Annotated in this window: 18 protein-coding genes; 12 read left to right on the top strand and 6 right to left on the bottom strand. The window is 56.1% G+C overall.

Annotation, left to right across the window (positions count from 1 at the left end):
- The first annotated feature begins 9 nt into the window (after positions 1 to 9).
- The 7 genes from ACR0CE_RS16025 (at position 10) to ACR0CE_RS16055 (ending at position 7377) form a co-directional block, all read left to right on the top strand.
- Entirely contained in the window at positions 10 to 195 is a 186-nt protein-coding gene (locus tag ACR0CE_RS16025) for a hypothetical protein (protein WP_480483690.1), read from the top strand.
- Positions 196 to 261: 66 nt separating this feature from the next.
- Positions 262 to 1287 (top strand): FAD:protein FMN transferase, encoded by a 1026-nt coding sequence (locus ACR0CE_RS16030; protein ID WP_480833169.1) that lies wholly within the window; start codon positions 262 to 264, stop codon positions 1285 to 1287.
- A gap of 14 nt (positions 1288 to 1301) precedes the next feature.
- Positions 1302 to 1538 carry a (Na+)-NQR maturation NqrM gene (gene nqrM / locus ACR0CE_RS16035; RefSeq protein ID WP_267366293.1) on the top strand — a complete coding sequence of 79 codons (237 nt, stop codon included), beginning with the start codon at positions 1302 to 1304 and terminating at the stop codon, positions 1536 to 1538.
- A gap of 73 nt (positions 1539 to 1611) precedes the next feature.
- Complete coding sequence (locus ACR0CE_RS16040; protein WP_480833170.1) at positions 1612 to 3282, top strand: sulfatase-like hydrolase/transferase; 1671 nt, start codon at positions 1612 to 1614, stop codon at positions 3280 to 3282.
- 103 nt (positions 3283 to 3385) lie between these two features.
- On the top strand, positions 3386 to 4903 hold the full coding sequence (gene gpmI / locus ACR0CE_RS16045) for a 2,3-bisphosphoglycerate-independent phosphoglycerate mutase (protein WP_480833171.1): 1518 nt from the start codon (positions 3386 to 3388) through the stop codon (positions 4901 to 4903).
- Entirely contained in the window at positions 4900 to 6030 is a 1131-nt protein-coding gene (locus ACR0CE_RS16050; RefSeq protein ID WP_480833172.1) for a murein hydrolase activator EnvC family protein, read from the top strand. The genes gpmI and ACR0CE_RS16050 overlap by 4 nt, the downstream gene beginning before the upstream one ends.
- 6 nt (positions 6031 to 6036) lie before the next feature.
- Positions 6037 to 7377 carry a S41 family peptidase gene (locus ACR0CE_RS16055; RefSeq protein ID WP_209507125.1) on the top strand — a complete coding sequence of 447 codons (1341 nt, stop codon included), beginning with the start codon at positions 6037 to 6039 and terminating at the stop codon, positions 7375 to 7377.
- Between the two features lie 137 nt (positions 7378 to 7514).
- Here the strand turns inward: ACR0CE_RS16055 and ACR0CE_RS16060 are convergent, their stop codons facing one another.
- The gene (locus ACR0CE_RS16060; protein WP_480487460.1) at positions 7515 to 7874 is read right to left on the bottom strand and encodes a hypothetical protein; all 360 of its coding nucleotides are present in this window, start codon (positions 7872 to 7874) and stop codon (positions 7515 to 7517) included.
- An 11-nt stretch (positions 7875 to 7885) separates the two neighbouring features.
- On the bottom strand, positions 7886 to 8647 hold the full coding sequence (locus ACR0CE_RS16065; protein WP_480483696.1) for a DUF6478 family protein: 762 nt from the start codon (positions 8645 to 8647) through the stop codon (positions 7886 to 7888).
- Between the two features lie 250 nt (positions 8648 to 8897).
- Between ACR0CE_RS16065 and ACR0CE_RS16070 the strand changes: the two genes are divergently transcribed.
- From ACR0CE_RS16070 to ACR0CE_RS16085, 4 genes are read left to right on the top strand one after another with little or no spacing between them, the layout of a single operon-like run.
- Positions 8898 to 12005, top strand: a complete 3108-nt coding sequence (locus ACR0CE_RS16070) for an ABC transporter transmembrane domain-containing protein (protein WP_480833173.1) — start codon at positions 8898 to 8900, stop codon at positions 12003 to 12005.
- On the top strand, positions 11998 to 12882 hold the full coding sequence (locus ACR0CE_RS16075) for a CPBP family intramembrane glutamic endopeptidase (RefSeq protein WP_480483698.1): 885 nt from the start codon (positions 11998 to 12000) through the stop codon (positions 12880 to 12882). The genes ACR0CE_RS16070 and ACR0CE_RS16075 overlap by 8 nt, the downstream gene beginning before the upstream one ends.
- A gap of 60 nt (positions 12883 to 12942) precedes the next feature.
- Positions 12943 to 13875: an acetyl-CoA carboxylase, carboxyltransferase subunit beta gene (gene accD / locus ACR0CE_RS16080; protein ID WP_209597255.1), complete on the top strand. Its 933-nt coding sequence runs from the start codon at positions 12943 to 12945 to the stop codon at positions 13873 to 13875.
- Positions 13872 to 15146: a bifunctional folylpolyglutamate synthase/dihydrofolate synthase gene (locus tag ACR0CE_RS16085; RefSeq protein ID WP_480833174.1), complete on the top strand. Its 1275-nt coding sequence runs from the start codon at positions 13872 to 13874 to the stop codon at positions 15144 to 15146. The genes accD and ACR0CE_RS16085 overlap by 4 nt, the downstream gene beginning before the upstream one ends.
- Positions 15147 to 15206: 60 nt before the next feature.
- On the opposite strand, the gene zapE is transcribed toward ACR0CE_RS16085, so the two are convergent.
- Complete coding sequence (gene zapE / locus ACR0CE_RS16090; protein ID WP_480588661.1) at positions 15207 to 16265, bottom strand: cell division protein ZapE; 1059 nt, start codon at positions 16263 to 16265, stop codon at positions 15207 to 15209.
- Between the two features lie 149 nt (positions 16266 to 16414).
- On the opposite strand from zapE, the gene ACR0CE_RS16095 reads away from it, so the two are divergent.
- Positions 16415 to 17650 (top strand): MFS transporter, encoded by a 1236-nt coding sequence (locus tag ACR0CE_RS16095; RefSeq protein WP_480833175.1) that lies wholly within the window; start codon positions 16415 to 16417, stop codon positions 17648 to 17650.
- Between the two features lie 62 nt (positions 17651 to 17712).
- On the opposite strand, the gene mtnA is transcribed toward ACR0CE_RS16095, so the two are convergent.
- The 3 genes from mtnA to sthA all read right to left on the bottom strand — a co-directional run bounded on the left by mtnA (position 17713) and on the right by sthA (position 20839).
- Positions 17713 to 18807 carry an S-methyl-5-thioribose-1-phosphate isomerase gene (mtnA, locus tag ACR0CE_RS16100; RefSeq protein WP_480833176.1) on the bottom strand — a complete coding sequence of 365 codons (1095 nt, stop codon included), beginning with the start codon at positions 18805 to 18807 and terminating at the stop codon, positions 17713 to 17715.
- A gap of 122 nt (positions 18808 to 18929) precedes the next feature.
- On the bottom strand, positions 18930 to 19385 hold the full coding sequence (locus tag ACR0CE_RS16105; protein WP_480833177.1) for a YaiI/YqxD family protein: 456 nt from the start codon (positions 19383 to 19385) through the stop codon (positions 18930 to 18932).
- The gene (sthA, locus tag ACR0CE_RS16110; RefSeq protein ID WP_480483704.1) at positions 19382 to 20839 is read right to left on the bottom strand and encodes a Si-specific NAD(P)(+) transhydrogenase; all 1458 of its coding nucleotides are present in this window, start codon (positions 20837 to 20839) and stop codon (positions 19382 to 19384) included. The genes ACR0CE_RS16105 and sthA overlap by 4 nt, the downstream gene beginning before the upstream one ends.
- Position 20840 lies beyond the last annotated feature (1 nt).

Here is a 20840-nt window from a genome sequence, read left to right on the forward strand (position 1 = left end):
CTTAAGCCTTTGAATGAACTCTATCTTACGCCCCCGGTTGCCGCGCTGATCTTCTTTGCGGCTGTCGTGTGCGGTCACAACTTTCGCATGGCGTGGAAGCAACAGCAGCCCGGGTGGCGCAAACGCGCGTGGTTGTTTGGTATTCCGGCCGGAACTGGTCTTTTGCTGTTGGGTTTCCTTCCGCTGAAACTGTAATGCCAATTTGACTCTGGCAAGGACCGCTGTCATATGCCGGGCACAGAATGTCCCGGAGAACGCCCAATGCGTCTTTTGCCCATACTGGCCTTTTTCACCCTTCTTTCAGGCTGTCTTTTTGACAAGGAACCCGAAGTGGTCCGTCTGTCCGGTGAGACAATGGGCACGACCTACAATATCACCGCAATTGGCGAAGACCTTGACGAAGACGCACTGGCTGCGGCCGTCAGTGATAAGTTGGCAGCTGTGAATGCCAAGATGTCCAATTGGGATCCGAACTCGGAAGTTTCTGTTTTCTCTGCGTCGAAAAGCACAGATCCGATCCCTGTTTCCGACGAATTTGCGCTGGTACTTTCGGCGGCGAACGAAGTGCACGCGAAATCCGGTGGCATTTTCGACGTAACCCTCGGCCCTTTGATCGAACTTTGGGGTTTCGGCCCACGCAAACCCGAGGACCCGGTGCCATCTGATGCCGATATCAACGCAGCGCTGAACGGTGTAGGTCAGGGCCGCTTGCTGAAGCTCGATACACATGCTGGTACGCTTGCCAAGTCAAACGCCAGTGTGGGCATTAACCTGTCCGCGATTGCAAAAGGCTATGGAATTGACGCTGTTGCGGAAACCTTGCAGGCCGCTGGCATCGAAAACTATCTGGTCGAAATTGGCGGCGATCTTGTGGCCAAAGGTAAGAATGACGAGGGCGAAGCGTGGCTCATTGGTATCGAGAAACCTGAAACGGGTTCGCAAACCATCCAACTGGTTGTTTCACTGGATGATCGGGGCATGGCCAGCTCGGGCGATTACAGGAATTTCTTTGAACAGGATGGAGTGCGCTATTCGCATATTATCGATCCGACAACAGGCCACCCGATCACGCATCGCACCACCTCGGTTACCGTGCTGGCCGAAAACGCGATGATGGCCGATGCCTGGGCAACAGCCATGCTGGCTTTGGGTCAGGAAAAGGGTCTCGCTTTGGCGGAGGAGCATAAACTTGCCGTGTATTTCATCTCGCGGGATGTGACAGGCGGCGAAGATGCCTATATCACTGCCCATAGTGCGGCGTTCAAAGACGCGCTGGGATTGAACTGACTGTTGGAGCTGAGATGAGTACCTTTATTCTGGCCTTCATTCTTCTCGCTCTCGTCATGGTGGGCATGTCATTGGGTGTCATGCTGATGGGAAAGACCATCAAAGGCAGCTGCGGTGGTCTAAACGCGATCTCGGGCGCTGACAAATGCGTTGTCTGCCAAAAAGACATCGACCCCGACAGCCCACTGCGCGACAAGCTGCAATGTAAACGCGCCAAGAAGATGCTGGAACAAATGGACCGTCAGGCCTGACGCAGGTTTTGCTTCGTTGTGCGGATAGAAGGGGCTAACTAGGCCCTCGTGACTTTTGGGGAAGGGCGTCAACTTGGCCAAGGCAAAAAACATCCTGTTCATCATGTTCGACCAGCTGCGCTGGGATTATCTGAGCTGCTACGGCCATCCACATCTGCATACTCCAAATATCGATCGTCTGGCTGCCAAAGGCGTGCGCTTCAACCGCGCCTATATCCAATCACCGATCTGCGGCAGCTCTCGCATGTCCACCTACACAGGGCGCTATGTGCATTCTCACGGCGCGTCGTGGAACGGAATTCCGTTGAAAGTCGGCGAGATAACGATGGGTGATCACCTGCGTAAGGCGGGGATGGATTGCTGGCTGGTCGGCAAAACCCATATGCGTGCAGACGCCGAAGGGATGGCGCGGCTTGGTCTGGAACCTGACAGCTTGATAGGTGCGCGCGTCGCCGAATGTGGGTTTGACGTATATGAACGGGATGACGGTATGCTGCCCGAAGGTCCGGATGGGTATTATGACCCGGACGGGGCAAAGGAATACAACAAGTTCCTGAAAGCAAAGGGGTATGAAAGTGACAATCCCTGGCATGACTTTGCCAATTCCGGACTGGATGCGGATGGGAACGTTCTGTCTGGCTGGTTTCTGAAGAATTCACCCGAAGCCGCGAATATTGCCGAGGAAGACAGCGAAACGCCCTATCTGACCGGGCGCGGGATCGAGTTCATGGAAACGCATGATGGCCCGTGGTGCTGTCATCTGAGCTTTATCAAGCCGCATTGGCCGTACATCGTACCGGACCCATACGCCTCGATGTATGGGCCGGAACATGTGTTGCCTGTGGTGCGATCCGAGGCGGAACGTCAGAATGCGCATCCCGTGCTCAAAGCCTTCATGGACACAAAGATCGGCCAGACCTTTTCGCGGCAGGATGTGCGTGAGGCGGTTATCCCGGCCTATATGGGGCTGATCAAGCAAGCCGATGATCAGATGGGCCGCCTGTTGGACTGGATGGAGAGAACCGGGCGGATGGAAAACACGATGATCGTGTTGACATCAGACCACGGTGATTTTCTGGGCGATCACTGGATGGGGGAAAAGACCTTTTTCCACGACGCCTCAACCAGAGTGCCGTTGATCATTTATGACCCGTCGCCCGAGGCGGACGCGACACGTGGCACTGTCAGCGATGCGCTTGTAGAATCCATCGACCTTGCACCGACCTTTGTCGATGCGGCTGGTGGGGAAGTGGCGACGCATATTCTGGAAGGTCGCTCCCTGCTGCCCATCCTTTATGGGGAGGCGGACACGTTGCAACGCGATGTGGTGATCTGCGAATATGACTACTCGGCTTCGCCAATCGCAAATGTTTTGGACATGTCGGTCCGCGATGCGGTGATGTTCATGGTCGCAAGTAAGAAATGGAAACTGATCCATTGTGAAGGTGGGTACCGGCCAATCCTGTTCGATCTGGAAAACGACCCCGATGAGTTGAACGATCTGGGTGACAGCGCCGAACATGCCGGTACAATCGCCGAAATGTACGAGCACCTGTTCGCCTGGACGCGGCGGGCGTCACAGCGCACGACCCGGTCCGAGCAGCAATTGATTGAAATGCGCACCAAAAGCCGGGGCAGGGGTGTTGTTCTGGGCGTTTATGATGAAAACGATGCACCACTGGATCTGACAGTTAAATACCGCAATCGCAAGGCGCGCCCTTTCCAAAGCTATCTGAAGGACTAACACCTCTGTGTTGGTTATAATTGTACTTCATTGCAAAAGGCGGTTCACCCGTCGAAGTCCAAAGGATAGAAGGTGACCCAAGAGCAGCAAATGGAGTACATCAATGGCCACCCCCAAACCTGTAGTCCTGTGCATTCTTGATGGTTGGGGCCTGTCTGAGGACACAAAAGCCAACGCACCCTATCTGGCAAACACGCCGACGTTTGACGCGATTATGTCTGAGTACCCGCATTCAACCCTGATCACCCACGGCCCCGATGTGGGTCTGCCTAGCGGGCAGATGGGCAACTCAGAGGTAGGGCACACCAATATCGGTGCAGGGCGTGTGGTCGCCATGGATCTGGGCCAGATCGACCTTTCCATTGAAGACGGGACATTCTTTGAAAACGAAGCTCTGCAAGCTTTTATCGCCAGTGTTAAGTCCGTTGGCGGTACTGCGCATCTGATGGGGTTGATCTCGGATGGTGGGGTGCATGGTCATCTGAACCATATCCTTGCCGCAGCTACTGCCATAACGGATGCCGGTGTCCCGGTTGCACTGCACGCAGTGACGGACGGGCGTGATGTCGCGCCAAGGTCAGCTCTGACTTACATCGCTGAGCTGGAAGAACGCCTGCCCGAAAACGTACGCATCGTCACCGTGAGCGGGCGGTACTTTGCCATGGATCGCGACAATCGCTGGGAGCGTGTCAGTGAAGCATATGGTGCAATGGTCAAAGGGCAGGGCCGAACAGCCAGCAGCGCCCATGGCGCGGTTGATCACGCCTATAACCAGTCCGAATCTGACGAGTTTGTCACACCAACCGTATTGACGGGATATGACGGTATTCATGATGGCGACGGTTTCTTTTGCCTGAACTTCCGCGCTGACCGTGCACGTGAAATCCTGCGCGCCATCGGAGAGCCCGGATTTTCCGAGTTCGCGACAGGACCGCGCCCGAAGCTTTCAGCACTGCTGGGCATGGTCGAGTACTCTGACGGGCATAATGCTTACATGACCACGGTTTTTCCAAAGCGCGCGCTTGTAAATACGTTGGGCGAGTGGGTCGCCAAGCAAGGGCTCCGTCAGTTTCGACTGGCGGAAACCGAGAAGTACCCGCATGTTACGTTCTTTTTGAATGGCGGTAAGGAGACGCCCGAACGAGGTGAGGACCGCTTTATGCCGAGCTCGCCGAAAGTGGCAACCTACGATCTACAGCCCGAAATGTCATCCGCAGAGGTTACGGCGAAGTTTATCGAAGCCATCGAAGGCGGGTATGACCTGATTGTTACAAATTATGCCAACCCCGATATGGTTGGTCATACAGGTGATCTGAATGCCGCAATCAAAGCATGTGAAGCCGTCGATCATGGGTTGGCTCAAGTCATTACGGCTCTTGAAAAGGTCAAGGGGGCGATGATTATCACGGCCGATCACGGCAATTGCGAAGTCATGGTTGATCCTGTGACCGGTGGTCCGCATACGGCCCATACGCTTAATCCTGTTCCCATAGCGCTGGTTGGCGGGCCAGAAGGTGCTATATTGCGCCAAGGACGTTTGTCCGATCTCGCCCCGACCCTGCTTGAACTGATGGGTTTGCCTAAACCCATGGAAATGACCGGGGAAAGCCTGCTGTCATGAAACCGGCTGCTCTGGCAGTGTGTCTGTTTTTGGCCTTGCCGGCGCTGGCCCAGCCAGACGCTTCCAAGGCTGCTTTGGATGCAGCGCAGATGCTCGAACAGGCGTCCATCGCGTTATCCGAAGCCGAAAGTGCCCGGGACCGGGTCAATGCTCTTACGGAGACGATCCATGCCTATGAGGCCGGGTTGGGTGCGATGCGGGTGGGATTGCGCCAAGCGGCTACCCGCGAGGCGCAACTGAGTGCCGAGTTGCGGGCGCGCGAAAAGGAAATCCGGCGATTGCTTGGTGTTCTGCAAACCATTGAAACGACCGAACCACCCGTTTTGATGTTACATCCCTCCGGCCCGTTGGGGGCTGCCCGCGCGGGTATTATGCTGTCCGAGGTCACCCCCGGCCTGAACGCCAGCGCGCAGGAACTGGCGCAGGACCTAAATGAAGTGCAGACATTGCGTGTCTTGCAGCAAAAGGCCTCGGAAACTTTGACAGAGGGTCTGACGGGCGTTCAGGCGGCCCGCACCCGTCTGAGCGAGGCAATCGCCGACCGCACGGATTTGCCCCGCCGTTTCGTGGAAGACCCGGTACGTACGGCCATTCTGATCTCGTCGACCGAAACACTGGATGGTTTTGCAAGTGGTCTGTCCGAGATCTCGGAGGGAGAGATCCTCGACAGCAATGCCAGCGTCTTGGACAGGAAAGGCCGGATATCAATGCCGGTACAGGGCATCTTGCTGCACAAGGCCGGTGAAACGGACGCCGCTGGTGTCACGCGCCCCGGCCTGATCGTGGGGACACGCCCGCGCGCCTTGGTCACATCGCCAACCGCTGCGACAATTCGCTATCGCGGGCCGCTGCTGGACCTGGGGAACCTGATAATACTTGAACCTCAATCGGGACTTTTGTTCGTATTTTCCGGTTTGCAGGAGGTCTATGGCCAGACCGGTCAGGTGATCCCAGAGGGCACACCAGTTGGTCTGATGCCCGGTGAAATGCCGGAAATCGGCGCAATTTTGTCAACAAGCAGTGATGGCACTGGAACTGACCGCTCAGAAACGCTCTATATAGAGGTAAGAGAAGACAATCGCCCCGTGGACCCGGAATCGTGGTTTCGGACCGACAAGGATGGATAAACGCGTATGAAGAAATTTGTGGTGGCCGGTCTGGCTGGAACTGTGGCAGGAATTCTTGCAACAACTCAGATCGCAGGACCCCTGCTGGCGCAGGAGGCCGAGAACAAGGCAAGCGTCTATGAACAGCTGGATTTGTTCGGCGACATTTTCGAACGTATCCGCGCCCAGTATGTCGAAGAGGTTGAGCCCGAAGAACTGATCGAGGCGGCCATTGACGGCATGTTGACATCGCTTGATCCGCATTCGAGTTATCTTTCTCCTGACGACGCCGAACAGATGCGCGTGCAGACCCGGGGTGAGTTTGGTGGGTTGGGTATCGAAGTCACGCAGGAAGAAGGCTTTGTCAAAGTCGTCTCACCTATTGACGATACCCCCGCCGACGCAGCCGGAATCGAAGCCGGGGATTTCATTACCCATGTGGACGGCGAAAGTATTCTGGGCCTGACGCTGGACAAAGCGGTTGACCTGATGCGCGGCCCGGTCGGATCCGAAATTATCATCACCGTCGTACGCGAGGGTGAGCCTGATCCCTTCGATGTCACTATTATCCGTGATACAATCAAGTTGACCGCTGTGCGCGCACGGACCGAAGGCACCAGTGTCGTGCTGCGTGTAACCACGTTCAACGACCAGACCTTCCCGAACCTGCAGGAAGGATTGCAGGAACAGATTGCCGAAGCGGGTGGCATCGACAAGGTGAACGGTTTTGTTCTGGACCTGCGCAACAACCCAGGCGGCCTGTTGACTCAGGCGATCAAAGTCTCGGATGCGTTCCTGAACGAAGGCGAAATTGTTTCCACGCGCGGCCGCGACCCGAATGAGGGTGAGCGGTTCAACGCCACCCCCGGGGATCTGGCTGAAGGCAAGCCAATTGTGGTGCTGATCAATGGCGGCTCGGCCTCGGCATCCGAGATTGTGGCCGGTGCATTGCAGGATCATCGCCGCGCTATCGTTGTGGGCACCAAGAGCTTTGGCAAAGGATCCGTGCAGACGGTCATGCCGCTGCGCGGCGACGGCGCTATGCGCCTGACCACATCGCGCTATTACACGCCATCAGGACGATCAATCCAGGCTCTTGGCGTCAGCCCGGACATCATTGTTGAACAGCCTCGCCCTGCACCTGCAGAAGAAGAGGAAGAGAGCAACGGGCGTACCCGGTCCGAAGCTGACTTGCGCGGCAGTCTGAACAATGACAGCCTGAGCGAGGATGAAATCCGCCAGATCGAGGAAGATCGTGCAAGGGCCGAAGCAACCGCTGAGCTGAGGAAAGAGGATTATCAACTGGCATATGCCATAGACATCCTCAAAGGCTTGTCAGCGTTCACCCCGCACGGGCCGTCCCAATAACCAAACCAATGGGTCGCGTACCACGCGGCCCTTTTCTTTCTGTCTCGCGAGATTTCATTTCATCATCCAGCAGCGCAATCCGAAGGCGTCGCGCAGAGAGCGCATAACCGAATGGATGATCCGATTTCGCAAGCGTTTCAGCCGTCTCCGCGGCTTACCCGTCGGAAAGCGCGTTTCAGCATATCCAACTCCGCGCGCAAAAGGTCCACTTCCGCCCTGAGATCATCGGCGGCGGGCTCTCCTGCTATTATGGAGAAACTCCCAAGTTTATCGACACTGCCTGCGTCGACTATGACGAAGCTGTGCACGCCTTCGGACAGGGCTGTGACGGGTACCGGAACATACAGATTCCATCCGTTGTCTGTAGGTGAAAGCTCAACACCCTCCAGAGCTTTGCCCAGATATCGAACCTCCAACTCTGGTTGCCGTTCGGCCTCAACATGGCCGTGCCAAATACCGTTTTCGAACCGAATGAAAGTCAGGGATGGTTGTGTCATCTTTGATCGTCTCACAAGTCCGCGCGATGGAAGCGGCAAAACGTAAGGTCTCGCACACTCATACGGTTCATCTGCGGTTTCTCAAAAATAAGATCCAGCCAGATCTTTTCGATCCGACGTTCATTCAGAGGCAGGTGAGCCAGGTCGAAATCAACTGCGTTCACGGTGTCAGAAGGGTCTAGCTGCCGCAAAACCTGCTCCATGTTGGGCCCGTGCTGAACATTGAGACGTGCAAACACGCCAGACGGTTTCTCGCAGTCAATCAGGGTTTCCAACCGGATCAGATGCTCGCGTGTCAGGTCGCGGGCAACCTCACGCGGCAAATCGATAGATACCGACAGGAACGACCCCTCGAAGCCAAAAACCTCGACCTCCAGACTGAACGGGGCCAGATCACTTGCCCCCCGGTTGCGGATTTGCCGCACAGCGATTTCGGTCAATGGGCAGTCGTGAAATAAGCTGACCTGATCGTCCATTACCGTTTTACGGGGAACAGAGGCCATGCCGGATTGCAACAACGGCGCGCGCCACAGGTCGGGTCGCCAGCTCCAGTCGGTGCCGACAGGCCGGTGAAACTGAGTTGATCCTATTTTCGGGCGGAGCAAGCGCGCATCCGCCAGTTGGATCAGGCGATCCAGTTGTCCACGCAGACTGCGCGCCTGATCGCGTTTCACCCGCAACTCGGCCTGCGCCGAATCTGGCGCCTGCCGCACGGCCCGGCGCCAGCGGCCGAGCGTCCGGCGATGAATATAGCGATCCAGAATCTTGCGCATGGTCTCTTCGTCCGACAATGTCCTTCTTTAGTCAAAGAAATGAGTAGGAATAAACCCGCAATCACAAAAACACTACTTGAGCGCTACGTTTTCCGGTTGGTGGCTAAGCGTAAAAAAGATAGGTGCCGGATTTGGAGCCTGACCCCGTCAATTCTTGCAATACGTCGGGTCAATGCTTACCGTCTGTTTCCTAAAAATGGGTTACCCCTGAACAGCCAAACATCAGTTCAGCTATCGATAAGGCCAGGCTATGGAGCCCACATTATTTTCTTTTATTTGGAAGCATTCAAAAAAACAGCAACTTGTCCTGCTGCTGTTAACGGTCCTGTCTTTCCCGTTTCTATATGCGTCGCTGGAGCTGCCTAAGCAAATCATCAACGATGCCATCGGTGCGCCAGGCGATACGGTGACAATCTTGGGCATCACAGTGTCTCAGGTTCAGTATCTGATGATATTATGCTTTGCATTTCTGGCTACTGTGGTTGCCAGTGGGTTGATGAAGATGCGCATCAATACGATGAAAGGCATCTTGTCCGAACGCATGCTGCGCCGTCTGCGCTATACCCTGATTCAACGCACGATGCGGTTCCCAAAGTCCTATTTCGCGACCACCAGCCAAGGAGAGCTGGTCTCGATGATCACATCCGAGGCCGAGCCGATGGGCGGCCTTATGGGGGATGCGGTCGCGCAACCGGTGTTTCAGTTTGGCCAGATGATGACAATCGTCACCTTTCTGTTCATGCAAAGCATCTGGTTCGGTCTGGCAAGCGTCGCGCTGATTCCGCTCCAAGCCTGGTTAATTCCGAAGCTGCAACGCCAGATCAACTTGCTGAACAAGGATCGTATTCAGGAGGTTCGGCGTCTGAGCTCGGAAATCGGGGAAAGCGCGGCGGGCATCAGTGACCTGCGCACGAATGGCGGCTGGCGCTATCGTCTGGCCCAGTTCAGTCACAGGCTGGGGACCTTGTTCGAGATCCGGTTCAAGATCTACAACAAGAAATTCTTTATGAAGTTCCTGAACAATTTGATCACTCAGATGACGCCATTCCTGTTTTATTCGGTGGGCGGATACCTGGCGATCACGGGCGAGGTGACAGTAGGTGCACTGGTTGCCGCGTTGGGCGCGTACAAAGACCTAAGCGGGCCCTGGAAAGACCTTCTGACCTACTACAACCAAGTACAGGACATGTCCCTGCGGTGGGAGGTGGTCACCGAAAGATTTGCCCCAGACAACATGATCCCCGAAGAGCTGTTCATCGGCGAGCCGGAAACCATCCCACATCTGACCGGTGATATCGAATTGCGCAATGTGACCGTTCGCGATGGCGACGGCAAAACCATTCTGGAAGACATTGATCTGACCATCCCACGGGGCGCGCGTGTGGCGATTCAATCCGCCCATGCGTCGGAACGTAGTGCGTTGGGCCAGTTGCTGACCCGCGAGGTTCTGCCTGTTCAGGGGGATGTGGTCATAGCTGGCCACAAGCTGGACGATTTGCACCAATCAGTTATCGCGGCCCGGATCGGGTATGCCTATTCACGCCCCTATCTGTTTGATGGGACTTTGGGCGATAACCTCATGATGCCGTTGCGCACACATCCGCAGCACGAGGCAGATGCCATAAGAACCCCGTCCCGTCGTCAGATCGAGTCTGTTCGGGCGGGTAACCCACCGGATTCGCTGGAAGATGAGTGGATCGATCCGGGGCTTGCCGGTCTGGACGATATTGATGGAATACGTGACTGGTGGTTCCAGCTGGTGGAAGCTATGGGGATTGACGAGTTCATGTTCCGGCGCACTCTGCGCTCCCAGTTTGATCCAGAAATACACCCTGTACTGGCACAGGAAATAGTCAGGCTGAGAGAAACCATTGCAGAACGGCTGAAAGAAAAAGGATTGGATCGGTATGTCTATAGGTTCGATCCAAACCAGTTTAACCCGGCCGTCCCGCTTGGGGGCAACCTGTTGTTCGCGGCACCGTCGCGAGACATATCTCCAGACATTCTGGCCGGAGACGCGCGGTTCGTGCAATTGCTCAGCACCCATGATCTGGCAGATGACGCGATCAGCATATCGAATGCAGTCATGGATACTCTTGGCAAGACATTTGGGCGGGACGGGGCCGACCATCCCCTGTTTCTGCGGCTTGGCATGTCCAAGGACATGTATCATCGGCTGCTCGATATTCAGGACCGGCGCAAAGCCAAAGGGAATGCTGCGCTGAGCGATCAGGAGCGTGCCTTGCTACTGACAGTGCCTTTCCTTCTGACAGCAGAACAGATCGGCCCGGATTTCCCAGAGGAATACAAGGAAAAAATCCTTGCTATCCGCAAGACCCAAGCCGAGCGGTTGCGCGGTGCAATGGACGGTTTGTTCATGTCTGTGGCGCCTGACATCTATGTGCCGCGCCTGACCGTGATGGAAAACGCAATCTACGGCCGGATATCGTTGATGGCGGGTGCCCATGCCGAAGATATCGAAGACATCGTTGCCGAGGCCATGAACGAAGCCGGTCTGCGCCGTCGGGCAGCGGCCATTATCTATGACCTGCCGTCCGGGTTGGGCGGCAACAACCTTCCAACCGTGTTTCAGGAGCGTGCCGCTTTTTCACGCGCAGGCATCAAACGCCCCGACGTTCTGATCCTGGACAAGGCGCTGGCCAGCCACGACTCGGAAAGCCGGTTGCGCACGCGCCTGAAACTGAGAGAGCTGCTGCCCGATTCCATCATGATATTCATGGAGGATCATTTTGCGCATCCCGAAGCCTATGACTTGTTTGTGGAAATCAAGGATGGACGGATCGACGGCGTCTCGCGGAGCAGACCAGCGCATGAGGACAGAACTTCGGACGATCTGAGCCGTAAACTCGAGATTCTGTCTGCAACGCAGCTGTTTTCAGGCCTGGATGGCAGAAACCAGAGGCTGCTGGCGTTTTCGGCGCAATGGTACGAAGCCAGCGCCGGACAAGTCATCTTTTCCCGCGGTCAAGCGCCAGATGCGGCCTATTTGTGCATTTCAGGACAAGCCAAACTGGATTGGTCCAATGAGGATGGAACGAAACGCACAATCTCGATTATAGAACCCGGTCGGCTTATCGGAGACCTGTCTATTATTACAGGGGAACTTAGGCAGCTGGATCTGGTCGCGACGGAAGATAGCAGCTTTTTGCGTATTGGCGCGGAAGAGCTGCGTGCCGTTGTTGAAAGCGATTCTTCGGTCGCTATGCAGTTGCTACAGACGGTTGCAGGGTATCTGACGACGCTTTCGAACAGAATCAGCGTGGCCCAGAACGCCGAAGACATGTTTCCACCCGTGACAGATGAAACGGTGCAGGAAGGTATTGGTAAGGATGCCTAGTGCGTATTCAGCTCATGCGCGTTTGATCGAAACAGCCCGCGCCAAACCCGAACTCTGGCGCCTATTGCTGGGGCTGGCATTGATCGCCGTGTTGGTCAGCGTTTTGAACCTGGTGTTTTTTACCGTGGTCGCGGGGTTGGGCTCAGCGAAGTGGGCTCAGGAACTTTTGCAAGGCAGCACACCTTTGGCGCTGCTTTTGTTGCTGGCCAGTTTCGGGTTTATCATTCTTGGCGTGGCAGTGGCCGCACGTCAGCTGCAGCACCGATCCTTAGGATCAATTTTCGGCCAGCGGGGTCTGGTTGCGGCCCAATTTCTGAAAGTGCTGAAAGCCCTACTCATCTTGGGCGCTGTCGGTGTCTTGCTACCGCCCTACGGTTTGGGGGGATCTCTGTCAAAGAATCTGCCATTTTTAACATGGCTCTTGTTGCTTCCGGTCTCGGTATTGGTTGTCCTGATTCAGACCAGCGCCGAAGAAGTTCTGTTTCGAGGGTACATTCAGCAAGCCCTTGCCGCCAGGTTTCAATCGCCCGTCATTTGGATGGGGGTTCCGTCTGTTGTGTTTGCTGCTGGCCATTACACACCGGAACTGGCAGGAGAAAATGCAATTCTGTTTGTGCTGTGGGCCTTAATGTTTGGGATGCTTGCATCCGATCTCACAGCGCGATCAGGGACATTGGGGCCAGCTATCGCCTTGCATTTCTTCAATAACATCATCGCACTATTGTTCGTTTCCTTGCCGGACAACCTGAGCGGGCTGGCGCTTTTCTCGCTTCCGTTCGATGCATCTGACGCCGAACAGCTTCGTCCCTGGCTGGTGGTGGATTTGGCTGTGATGTTCGTATGCTGGCTGGCGGCGCGGCTTGCGATCAGGCGTTGATTGCATTTCTTCCCGTGGCGTCTTATTTGACGTCAACACCGCACAAGCCAAGGTTCCGACATGAACTGGATCACAAACTACGTCCGCCCCCGGATCAACTCGATCTTCTCTCGCCGCGAAGTGCCCGAAAACCTCTGGCAGAAATGTGACGAGTGCGGAACGATGCTGTTTCATCGTGAACTAGCGGAAAATCAGAACGTCTGTACCCAATGTGACCATCACATGGCGATTACCCCACGCGAGCGGTTTAATCACCTGTTCGACGGCGGAATTTTCACTGAGGTTGCAGTGCCAGCGCCAAAAGAAGATCCCTTGCATTTCCGCGACCAGAAGAAATACCCCGAGCGTATGCGAGCGGCGCAGAAAAAGACCGGCGAAAAAGAGGCGATGCTGGTTGCCAAAGGCGAAATCGGACGCACGCCTATCGTTGCAGCAGCGCAGGATTTCTCCTTCATGGGCGGATCAATGGGCATGTATGTGGGCAACGCGATCATCGCAGCCGCTCAAGAAGCGGTTAAGCTAAAGCGCCCACTGATCCTGTTCTCGGCAGCGGGTGGAGCGCGGATGCAGGAAGGTATACTCAGCCTGATGCAAATGCCGCGCACAACCGTGGCTGTCGAAATGCTGAAAGAAGCAAATCTGCCCTATATCGTTGTGCTGACCCATCCCACCACCGGTGGTGTGACGGCGTCATATGCGATGTTGGGCGATGTCCACATCTCGGAACCGAACGCGCTGATCTGCTTTGCCGGTCCCCGAGTTATCGAGCAGACGATTCGCGAAAAGCTGCCCGACGGCTTCCAGAGGGCCGAGTACCTGCTGGATCACGGGATGCTGGACCGTGTCACCAAACGTACCGAGATGCGTGACGAACTGATCACCATCACCCGGATGCTGATGAACCAACCGCCGGCGATCAAAGGTGACCTGCCAGCACCGACACCGGATGAAACGGCCAAGGTCGCGCAGGCCGAAGAGACCGGGAAAAAATGAACACCAAGACATCTGACGCCATCCTCGACCGGATGATGGCGCTACACCCCAAGATCATTGATTTGACCTTGGATCGCGTCTGGCGATTGCTGGCCGCCTTGGACAATCCGCAGCTCAAGCTGCCACCGGTTATCCATATTGCCGGGACCAATGGCAAAGGCTCGACCCAGGCCATGATCCGGGCGGGCTTGGAAGGGGCAGGGCGTTCCGTTCATGCCTACACCTCGCCCCATCTGGCGCGATTTCACGAACGTATCCGGTTGGCGGGCGAACTGATTTCAGAACCCGACCTGACTGCGGTTCTGGATGAGTGCTACGCGGCGAATGGCGGCGAAAACATCACGTATTTCGAGATCACAACCTGCGCTGCCTTGCTGGCCTTCTCTCGCTGCAAAGCAGATTACACTCTGCTTGAAGTCGGTCTCGGCGGACGGCTGGACGCAACAAATGTGATTGATGAACCGGCGGTGACAGTCATTACGCCTGTTTCAATCGATCATGAACAGTATCTGGGCGACACTTTGGGAAAGATTGCCGCCGAAAAGGCGGGAATTATCAAACCCGGTGTGCCATGCATCGTCGGCCCGCAGGAAGACGAGGCACTGGAGGTGATCGAGTACACAGCCGCCCGGTTGGGCGCACCGCTGCTTATACATGGCCAGCATTGGCACGTTCATGAAGAAAACGGGTGCTTGATCTATCAGGACGAAACCGGGTTGCGTGATCTGCCGCTCCCCAACCTGCTGGGTGCACATCAGTTCCAAAATGCCGGTGCCGCTTTGGCGGTTCTGCGTCATCTTTCAATGGGTGACACTGCCTACGAGGCTGCCGTGTCCAATGCCGATTGGCCCGCGCGTATGCAACGTCTCAAAACCGGTCCGCTGACCGAGCAAGCCCCCCAGGTCGAACTGTGGCTGGATGGAGGGCATAACGCGGCCGCAGGTATCGCGCTGGCCGATGTGCTGGCAAAGATGCCGCAACGCCCCACGCATTTAATCTGCGGTATGCTCAACACGAAAGACGTGACTGGGTATCTCGCGCCACTGTCCAGACAGGTTGCAAGCCTGACCGCCGTCTCCATACCAGGCGAGGCGGCCACGCTCAGCGCCGATGAAACCGCCGCCGCTGCCACCAAAGTTGGCCTGCCTTCTTCAGTCGCTGCAAGTGTTTCGGAAGCGTTGAAGACAATCACGGACAAAGACCCACAGGCGCGTGTCCTGATCTGCGGCTCCCTTTATCTTGCCGGAAACATCCTGCGCGAAAACGGTTAAGCTTCATCTTTTCGCAAATACTCCGGGGGAGGCGCGCGCAGCGCGACGGGGGCAGAGCCCCTACTTCCCCCAGTTCTGGTCCTGCATTTCCCGCAGGCGCGACGCAGTACGCTCAAACTCAAAGGTGCCTTCTCCTTCGACATACAACATCTCGGGTTCCGCCGCAGCCGAGCAGATCAACCGAACTTTTGCCTCGTAGAGCGCATCTATCAGGATGACAAAGCGCTTGGCTTCATTGAAGTTATTTCTCGACAAACGGGGGATATCCTCAAGCACCAACACTTTAATTGCTTCTGCAATAGCCAGATAGTCCGCCGGTCCCAGCATCCGGCCGCACAGGTCATAAAACGAAGCCCGTGCAACCCCGTTGCGAAATGCGGGCAGTTCGACGGCGCGTCCTTTGACCTGCAATATCAACGGATCGGCAGGTCCGCCTGCAAGATCTTTCCAGACATCCCGTAATTTCTGCCGCGCTTCTGGTCCGATGGGTGTAAAATAGACCGGAGCCCCCTCTAATCTGTTCTGACGGTAATCCGTGGGCGATACCAGTTCCCATACCTGCAACTGGTCTTTGATATGGGCAATAAAAGGCAGGAACAATTGCCGGTTCAACCCATCCTTATACAGCGCGTCCGGATGCCTGTTCGACGTGGTCACGACAACAACGCCACCTTCATGCAGCAGGTCAAACAAACGGCCGACGATCATCGCATCCGTAATGTCAGTGATCTGCATCTCGTCGAAGGCCAGCAGGCGGACGGATTTCACCACCTCCTTTGCCACGGGTGCCAGAGCATCTTCGACGTTCTCTTTCCGGGCCTTGTGCATTCCGGCATGGATTTCCTGCATGAAGGCATGAAAGTGAACGCGCCGTGCGGGGACTTCACCCAGCGTGTCGACGAACATGTCCATCAGCATCGATTTACCACGTCCGACGCCACCCCACAGGTATAGGCCTTTAGGCGGAGGCGGAGCCTTGCGGAAAAACCCTCGTTTAACCGGCTCGGCCAGTGCCGCACGGATGCGCTCAAACTGGGGCAACACGGCTTCTTGAGCGTCGTCACGCGTCAGAGTTCCATCCTCGACGCGGGCTTCGTAGTGCGAAATCAGATCCGTCATGACCCAGAGCCTTACCCATGACCCAGCCCGTTGAAAAGAAGCCTTTTCCCTGACGTATCAAATTTGCTTATCCGTGACCTCAAATCTGTTGAATTGACGCAACCCGTAAATCCAGTACGGTCCGTCGGACCAAGCTACCCGAGGTCTCTATGCCGCAATCCACCCGCATGTTGAACCCGATCCTGATCGTTGGATGCATCATCATCACGGTCAGCTTTGCCGTGCGCGCGTCTTTCGGCGTGTTTCAGATTCCGATCGCCAGTGAATTTGGCTGGCTGCGCACGGATTTCTCATTGGCGATTGCAATCCAGAATCTGGCTTGGGGCATCGGCCAACCGATCTTTGCAGCTGTCGCTGAGAAAGTAGGAGACCGAAAGGCCATTATCCTCGGCGCCTTGACCTATGCTGCTGGTCTGGTTCTGTCGGCTTGGTCCGTCACACCGCTCGAGCATCAGGTTTATGCGTGGCTGGTTGGGTTTGGCATTGCTGGTACCGGGTTCGGTGTGGTTTTGGCTGTGGTCGGTCGCGCGTCCTCTGATGAAAACCGGTCCATGTCGCTGGCCATCGTTACCGCCGCGGGCAGTTTTGGGCAGGTTCTGGGCGCGCCGACGGCTGAGTGGTTGCTGTCATTCCTGCCCTGGCAACAAGTCTTCGTCGTGTTTGCCGCTGCGATTCTTGCGCTTGTATTGACCTTGCCTTTCATGCGGGCGCCTCAACCAGCTTCAAAGGCAGAGTTGCAAGAAAGCATGGGAGAAATTCTGGGAAAGGCGTTCCGAGATCCTTCTTACGCTTTGATATTTATTGGGTTTTTCAGCTGCGGTTACCAGCTTGGATTTATCACCGCTCATTTTCCGGCATTCGTAACCGAAATGTGCGGCCCGATCGAACCCGGCAGCGTGCTGTATTCCATCGGCATCACATCCACGTCCGCACTTGGCGCGGTATCGATTTCACTGATTGGTTTGGCCAATATCGCCGGGACTCTTTTGGCGGGTTGGGCAGGTAATCATTTCCCTAAGAAATACCTGCTGGCCTCGGTCTATGCCGGTCGGACACTTGCTGCGGCATTGTTCATCGTTTTCCCGATAACGCCGCTGTCCGTCATTACATTCTCGCTGGTGATGGGGTCGCTTTGGTTGGCCACCGTTCCGCTCACGTCGGGTCTTGTCGCGCACCTCTATGGTTTGCGTTACATGGGAACACTCTATGGCATAATCTTCTTCAGCCATCAGGTTGGCAGCTTCCTGGGCGTCTGGCTGGGTGGGCGCATGTATGACCAGTATGGTGACTATGCCCTGGTCTGGTGGATCGGTGTGGCAATTGGGGCCTTCAGCGCCATCGTTCATCTACCGATCCGAGAAAACCGTCTGGCAGCCCCTGCCTGAAGTGACGTTTCGCGCTCGACCTACGTGTACGTGCCAGCGGTAATGCCGCGTGGGGTGTTAATCTAGCCAGCTCGGTCCGGAAACAATCCGGCAAGGCCTTCGGCCGAGGCGGCACAGACGCCACGCTCGGTGATAAGCCCGGTCACCAGCCGGTTGGGTGTGACATCAAAGGCAGGATTGCCACCCTCTGTATCGTTCGGGGTGACGCGAACATCGGCAATATCCCCTTGGCCGTTCACGCCCATGACATGGGTCACTTCTTTTGTATCACGTTCCTCGATCGGTATTTCCGTCACTCCATCCCGAACCGTCCAGTCGATCGTAGGCGAGGGTAGGGCAACATAAAACGGAACCCCGTTGTCCCGCGCCGCCAAGGCCTTCAGGTAGGTGCCGATTTTATTGCAGACGTCGCCTTGTGCCGTGGTCCGGTCTGTACCGGTGATGACGGCGTCAACCAAACCATGTTGCATCAGGTGACCGCCTGCATTGTCCACGATGTAACGATGGGGAATGCCGTGTTCGCCAAGTTCCCAGGATGTCAGCGCCCCCTGATTTCGTGGCCGGGTCTCATCCACCCAGACATGAAGCGGAATGCCCGCGTCATGCGCGTGATACATCGGGCTTGTCGCCGTTCCCCAATCCACCGTTGCTAGCCAACCGGCATTGCAATGCGTCAATAGCCGCACCGGTTCACCTGCGGGCTTTCGGGCTGCAATTTCTTTGATCAGTTGCAGCCCATGGCGACCTATCGAGGCATTGATCTCAACATCTTCGTCAGCAACCTCCTGTGCCATTGCCCAGGCCCGTTCGGCACGGTCACTTGGGGCAAGTGGCATCAGCGCGTCGCGGCATCTGTCCAAAGCCCATCGCAGGTTGATTGCAGTTGGCCGGGTCGCGTGCAAAACGTCATATGCGGCATCGAACGAAGCGTCAGAGCTGTCACGGGACATCTGTTCGGCAATTCCAAACGCGGCTGTTGCACCGATCAGTGGCGCACCCCTAACCCACATGTCGCGGATCGCTGTCGCAAATTCATCCAGCGTTTTCAGGGTAACCACCCGAAAGTCATGGGGCAGCCAACGCTGGTCGATAATCCGAACCTCACCTGCCGATTTGTCCCACCAAATCGACCGGTAATGAGCACCCAGTACTTTCATAATTCGGTCTCCGTTTGCGAATAGCCTGATCAGAAGTCTTTCGCAGCCTGCGTTCTTTCGGCGGGCTTGTAAACGGGCGTTTCTGGTTACCGTCTGGCATTTTAGCTTGCCGGTGACTGCACTTACCCTCGGGTCGCTGCGCGAAGTTCCCGCTCTAACGCATCCAGAAACCTCGAACGATCTGCTTTGCTGAACGGTCGGCCGCCGCCTCCGGCCCCCAATGGATTGGCGGCCCGCAGGTCAGCCATCAAATCACGTATCGCCAATTGCTGGCCAATGTTGGCTGCCGTAAAGGCCTCGCCGTTGGGGCGCAAAACTCGGGCACCTGTTTCGACGCATTTTGCGGCCAGAGGGATATCGGAGGTCACAACTACATCCCCTGCGCCGCTGCGTTCTGCAATCCATTTGTCCGCTTCATCAGCACCTTCCGAAACCACGATGACCTGTACAAGCGGGTTTGCTGACGGTCGAAGACCGCCATTCGACACCAGTGCCATAGGCACCTTGTGTCGTGTTGCAACCCGTTCGGCCTCGGCCTTTACAGGGCAGGCATCGCCATCGACATACAGCGTTGTCACGCCTTTTTGGCCTCTTTTTTCTCTGGTTGAGCAGGTTTCTTCCGCACCTTGAATTCGTCCGGGATCGGCATCCGGTTGAAAGCATCCAGTCCGGCGATCTTGTAAGCCTCGGCCAGAGTTGGATAGTTGAACGTGTTTTGAACGAAGTAATCGACAGTGCCCTTCAGGTTCAGCACCGCCTGAGCGATGTGGATCAGTTCGGTCGCACCTTCGCCCACAATCTGCACGCCCAAGACACGGCGGGTTTTAAGCGAAAACAGCATCTTCAGCATACCGTGTTCCAGACCCATGATATGCCCGCGCGAGGTTTCGCGGAATCGGGCCACGCCAACCTCATAGGGAATGCCACGCTCCTGAAGTTCTTCCTCGGACATGCCGCAGGTGGAAATTTCGGGAACCGAGTAGATGCCATAGGGGTACCACGGGCTTTCCGGCAGTGTAGGTGTCTCGAGCGCATGGCAGGCAGCCACACGCCCTTGCTGTAATGAAGTCGAGGCCAGCGAAGGGTGACCGATCACATCCCCGGTCGCATAGATATGCGGAACCGCGGTCTGATATGTCTTGCGGTCTACCTTGATCCGATTGCGGTGATCGGTTTCCAGTCCAACTGAATCCAGATTGAGTTTCGATGTTGCGCCCATGCGCCCGGCTGCAAACAGCAGCATTTCCGCCCGCACGTGGCGCCCGTTTTCAAGGGTCACTTCCACATGCTCGCCCGCATCTTCAATCTTTTCGACAGCCGATCCCAACCTCAGATCAACACCGTTTTCGCGGATCTGATGGGTGAAATCATGAATCAAGCGGCTATCGATGAAGTCCAGAAACGTATCCCGCGGCTCGATCAGCGTCACCCGAACGTCCAGTGCCGAGAACATCGTGGCGTATTCGACCCCAATGACCCCGGCACCGATAACAACCAGTGAACGCGGGATTTCCGCCATTTCCAGAAACTCGTCGCCATCGACCACGGTCTTGCCGTTAAACGGAACATAATCGGGGCGGTAGGTCTTGGTTCCTGTCGCAATCAAAAACTTGGCGGCCGTTACACGTGTGGTCTCTCCGGCATCGGTGGCGACTTCCACTTCATGTGGCCCGACGAACTTGGCTAAACCGTCCAGAGTATCGACGTGGTTCCGGTTGAACTGATGTTCCAACACATCGACCTCGTGATCGAGGGTCATGTGCAGGCGGGCTTTCAGATCTTCGGCGCGGATCTGGTCCTTGACCCGATAGGAACGGCCATAAAAGCTGCGCTCGCGCCAGCCCGACAGGTTCAGAACCGTTTCGCGCAATGTCTTGGATGGGATAGTTCCGGTGTGAACGGACACCCCACCAAAACGGTCTTTTCGGTCAATCACCAGAACCCGTCGCTTGAGCTTGCCAGCCTGAATGGCCGCAGAACGCCCCGAAGGCCCGGACCCGATGATGACCAGATCATAGTCGTATTTGCTCATA

The sequence above is a fragment of the Ruegeria sp. L11 genome (assembly GCF_056531755.1).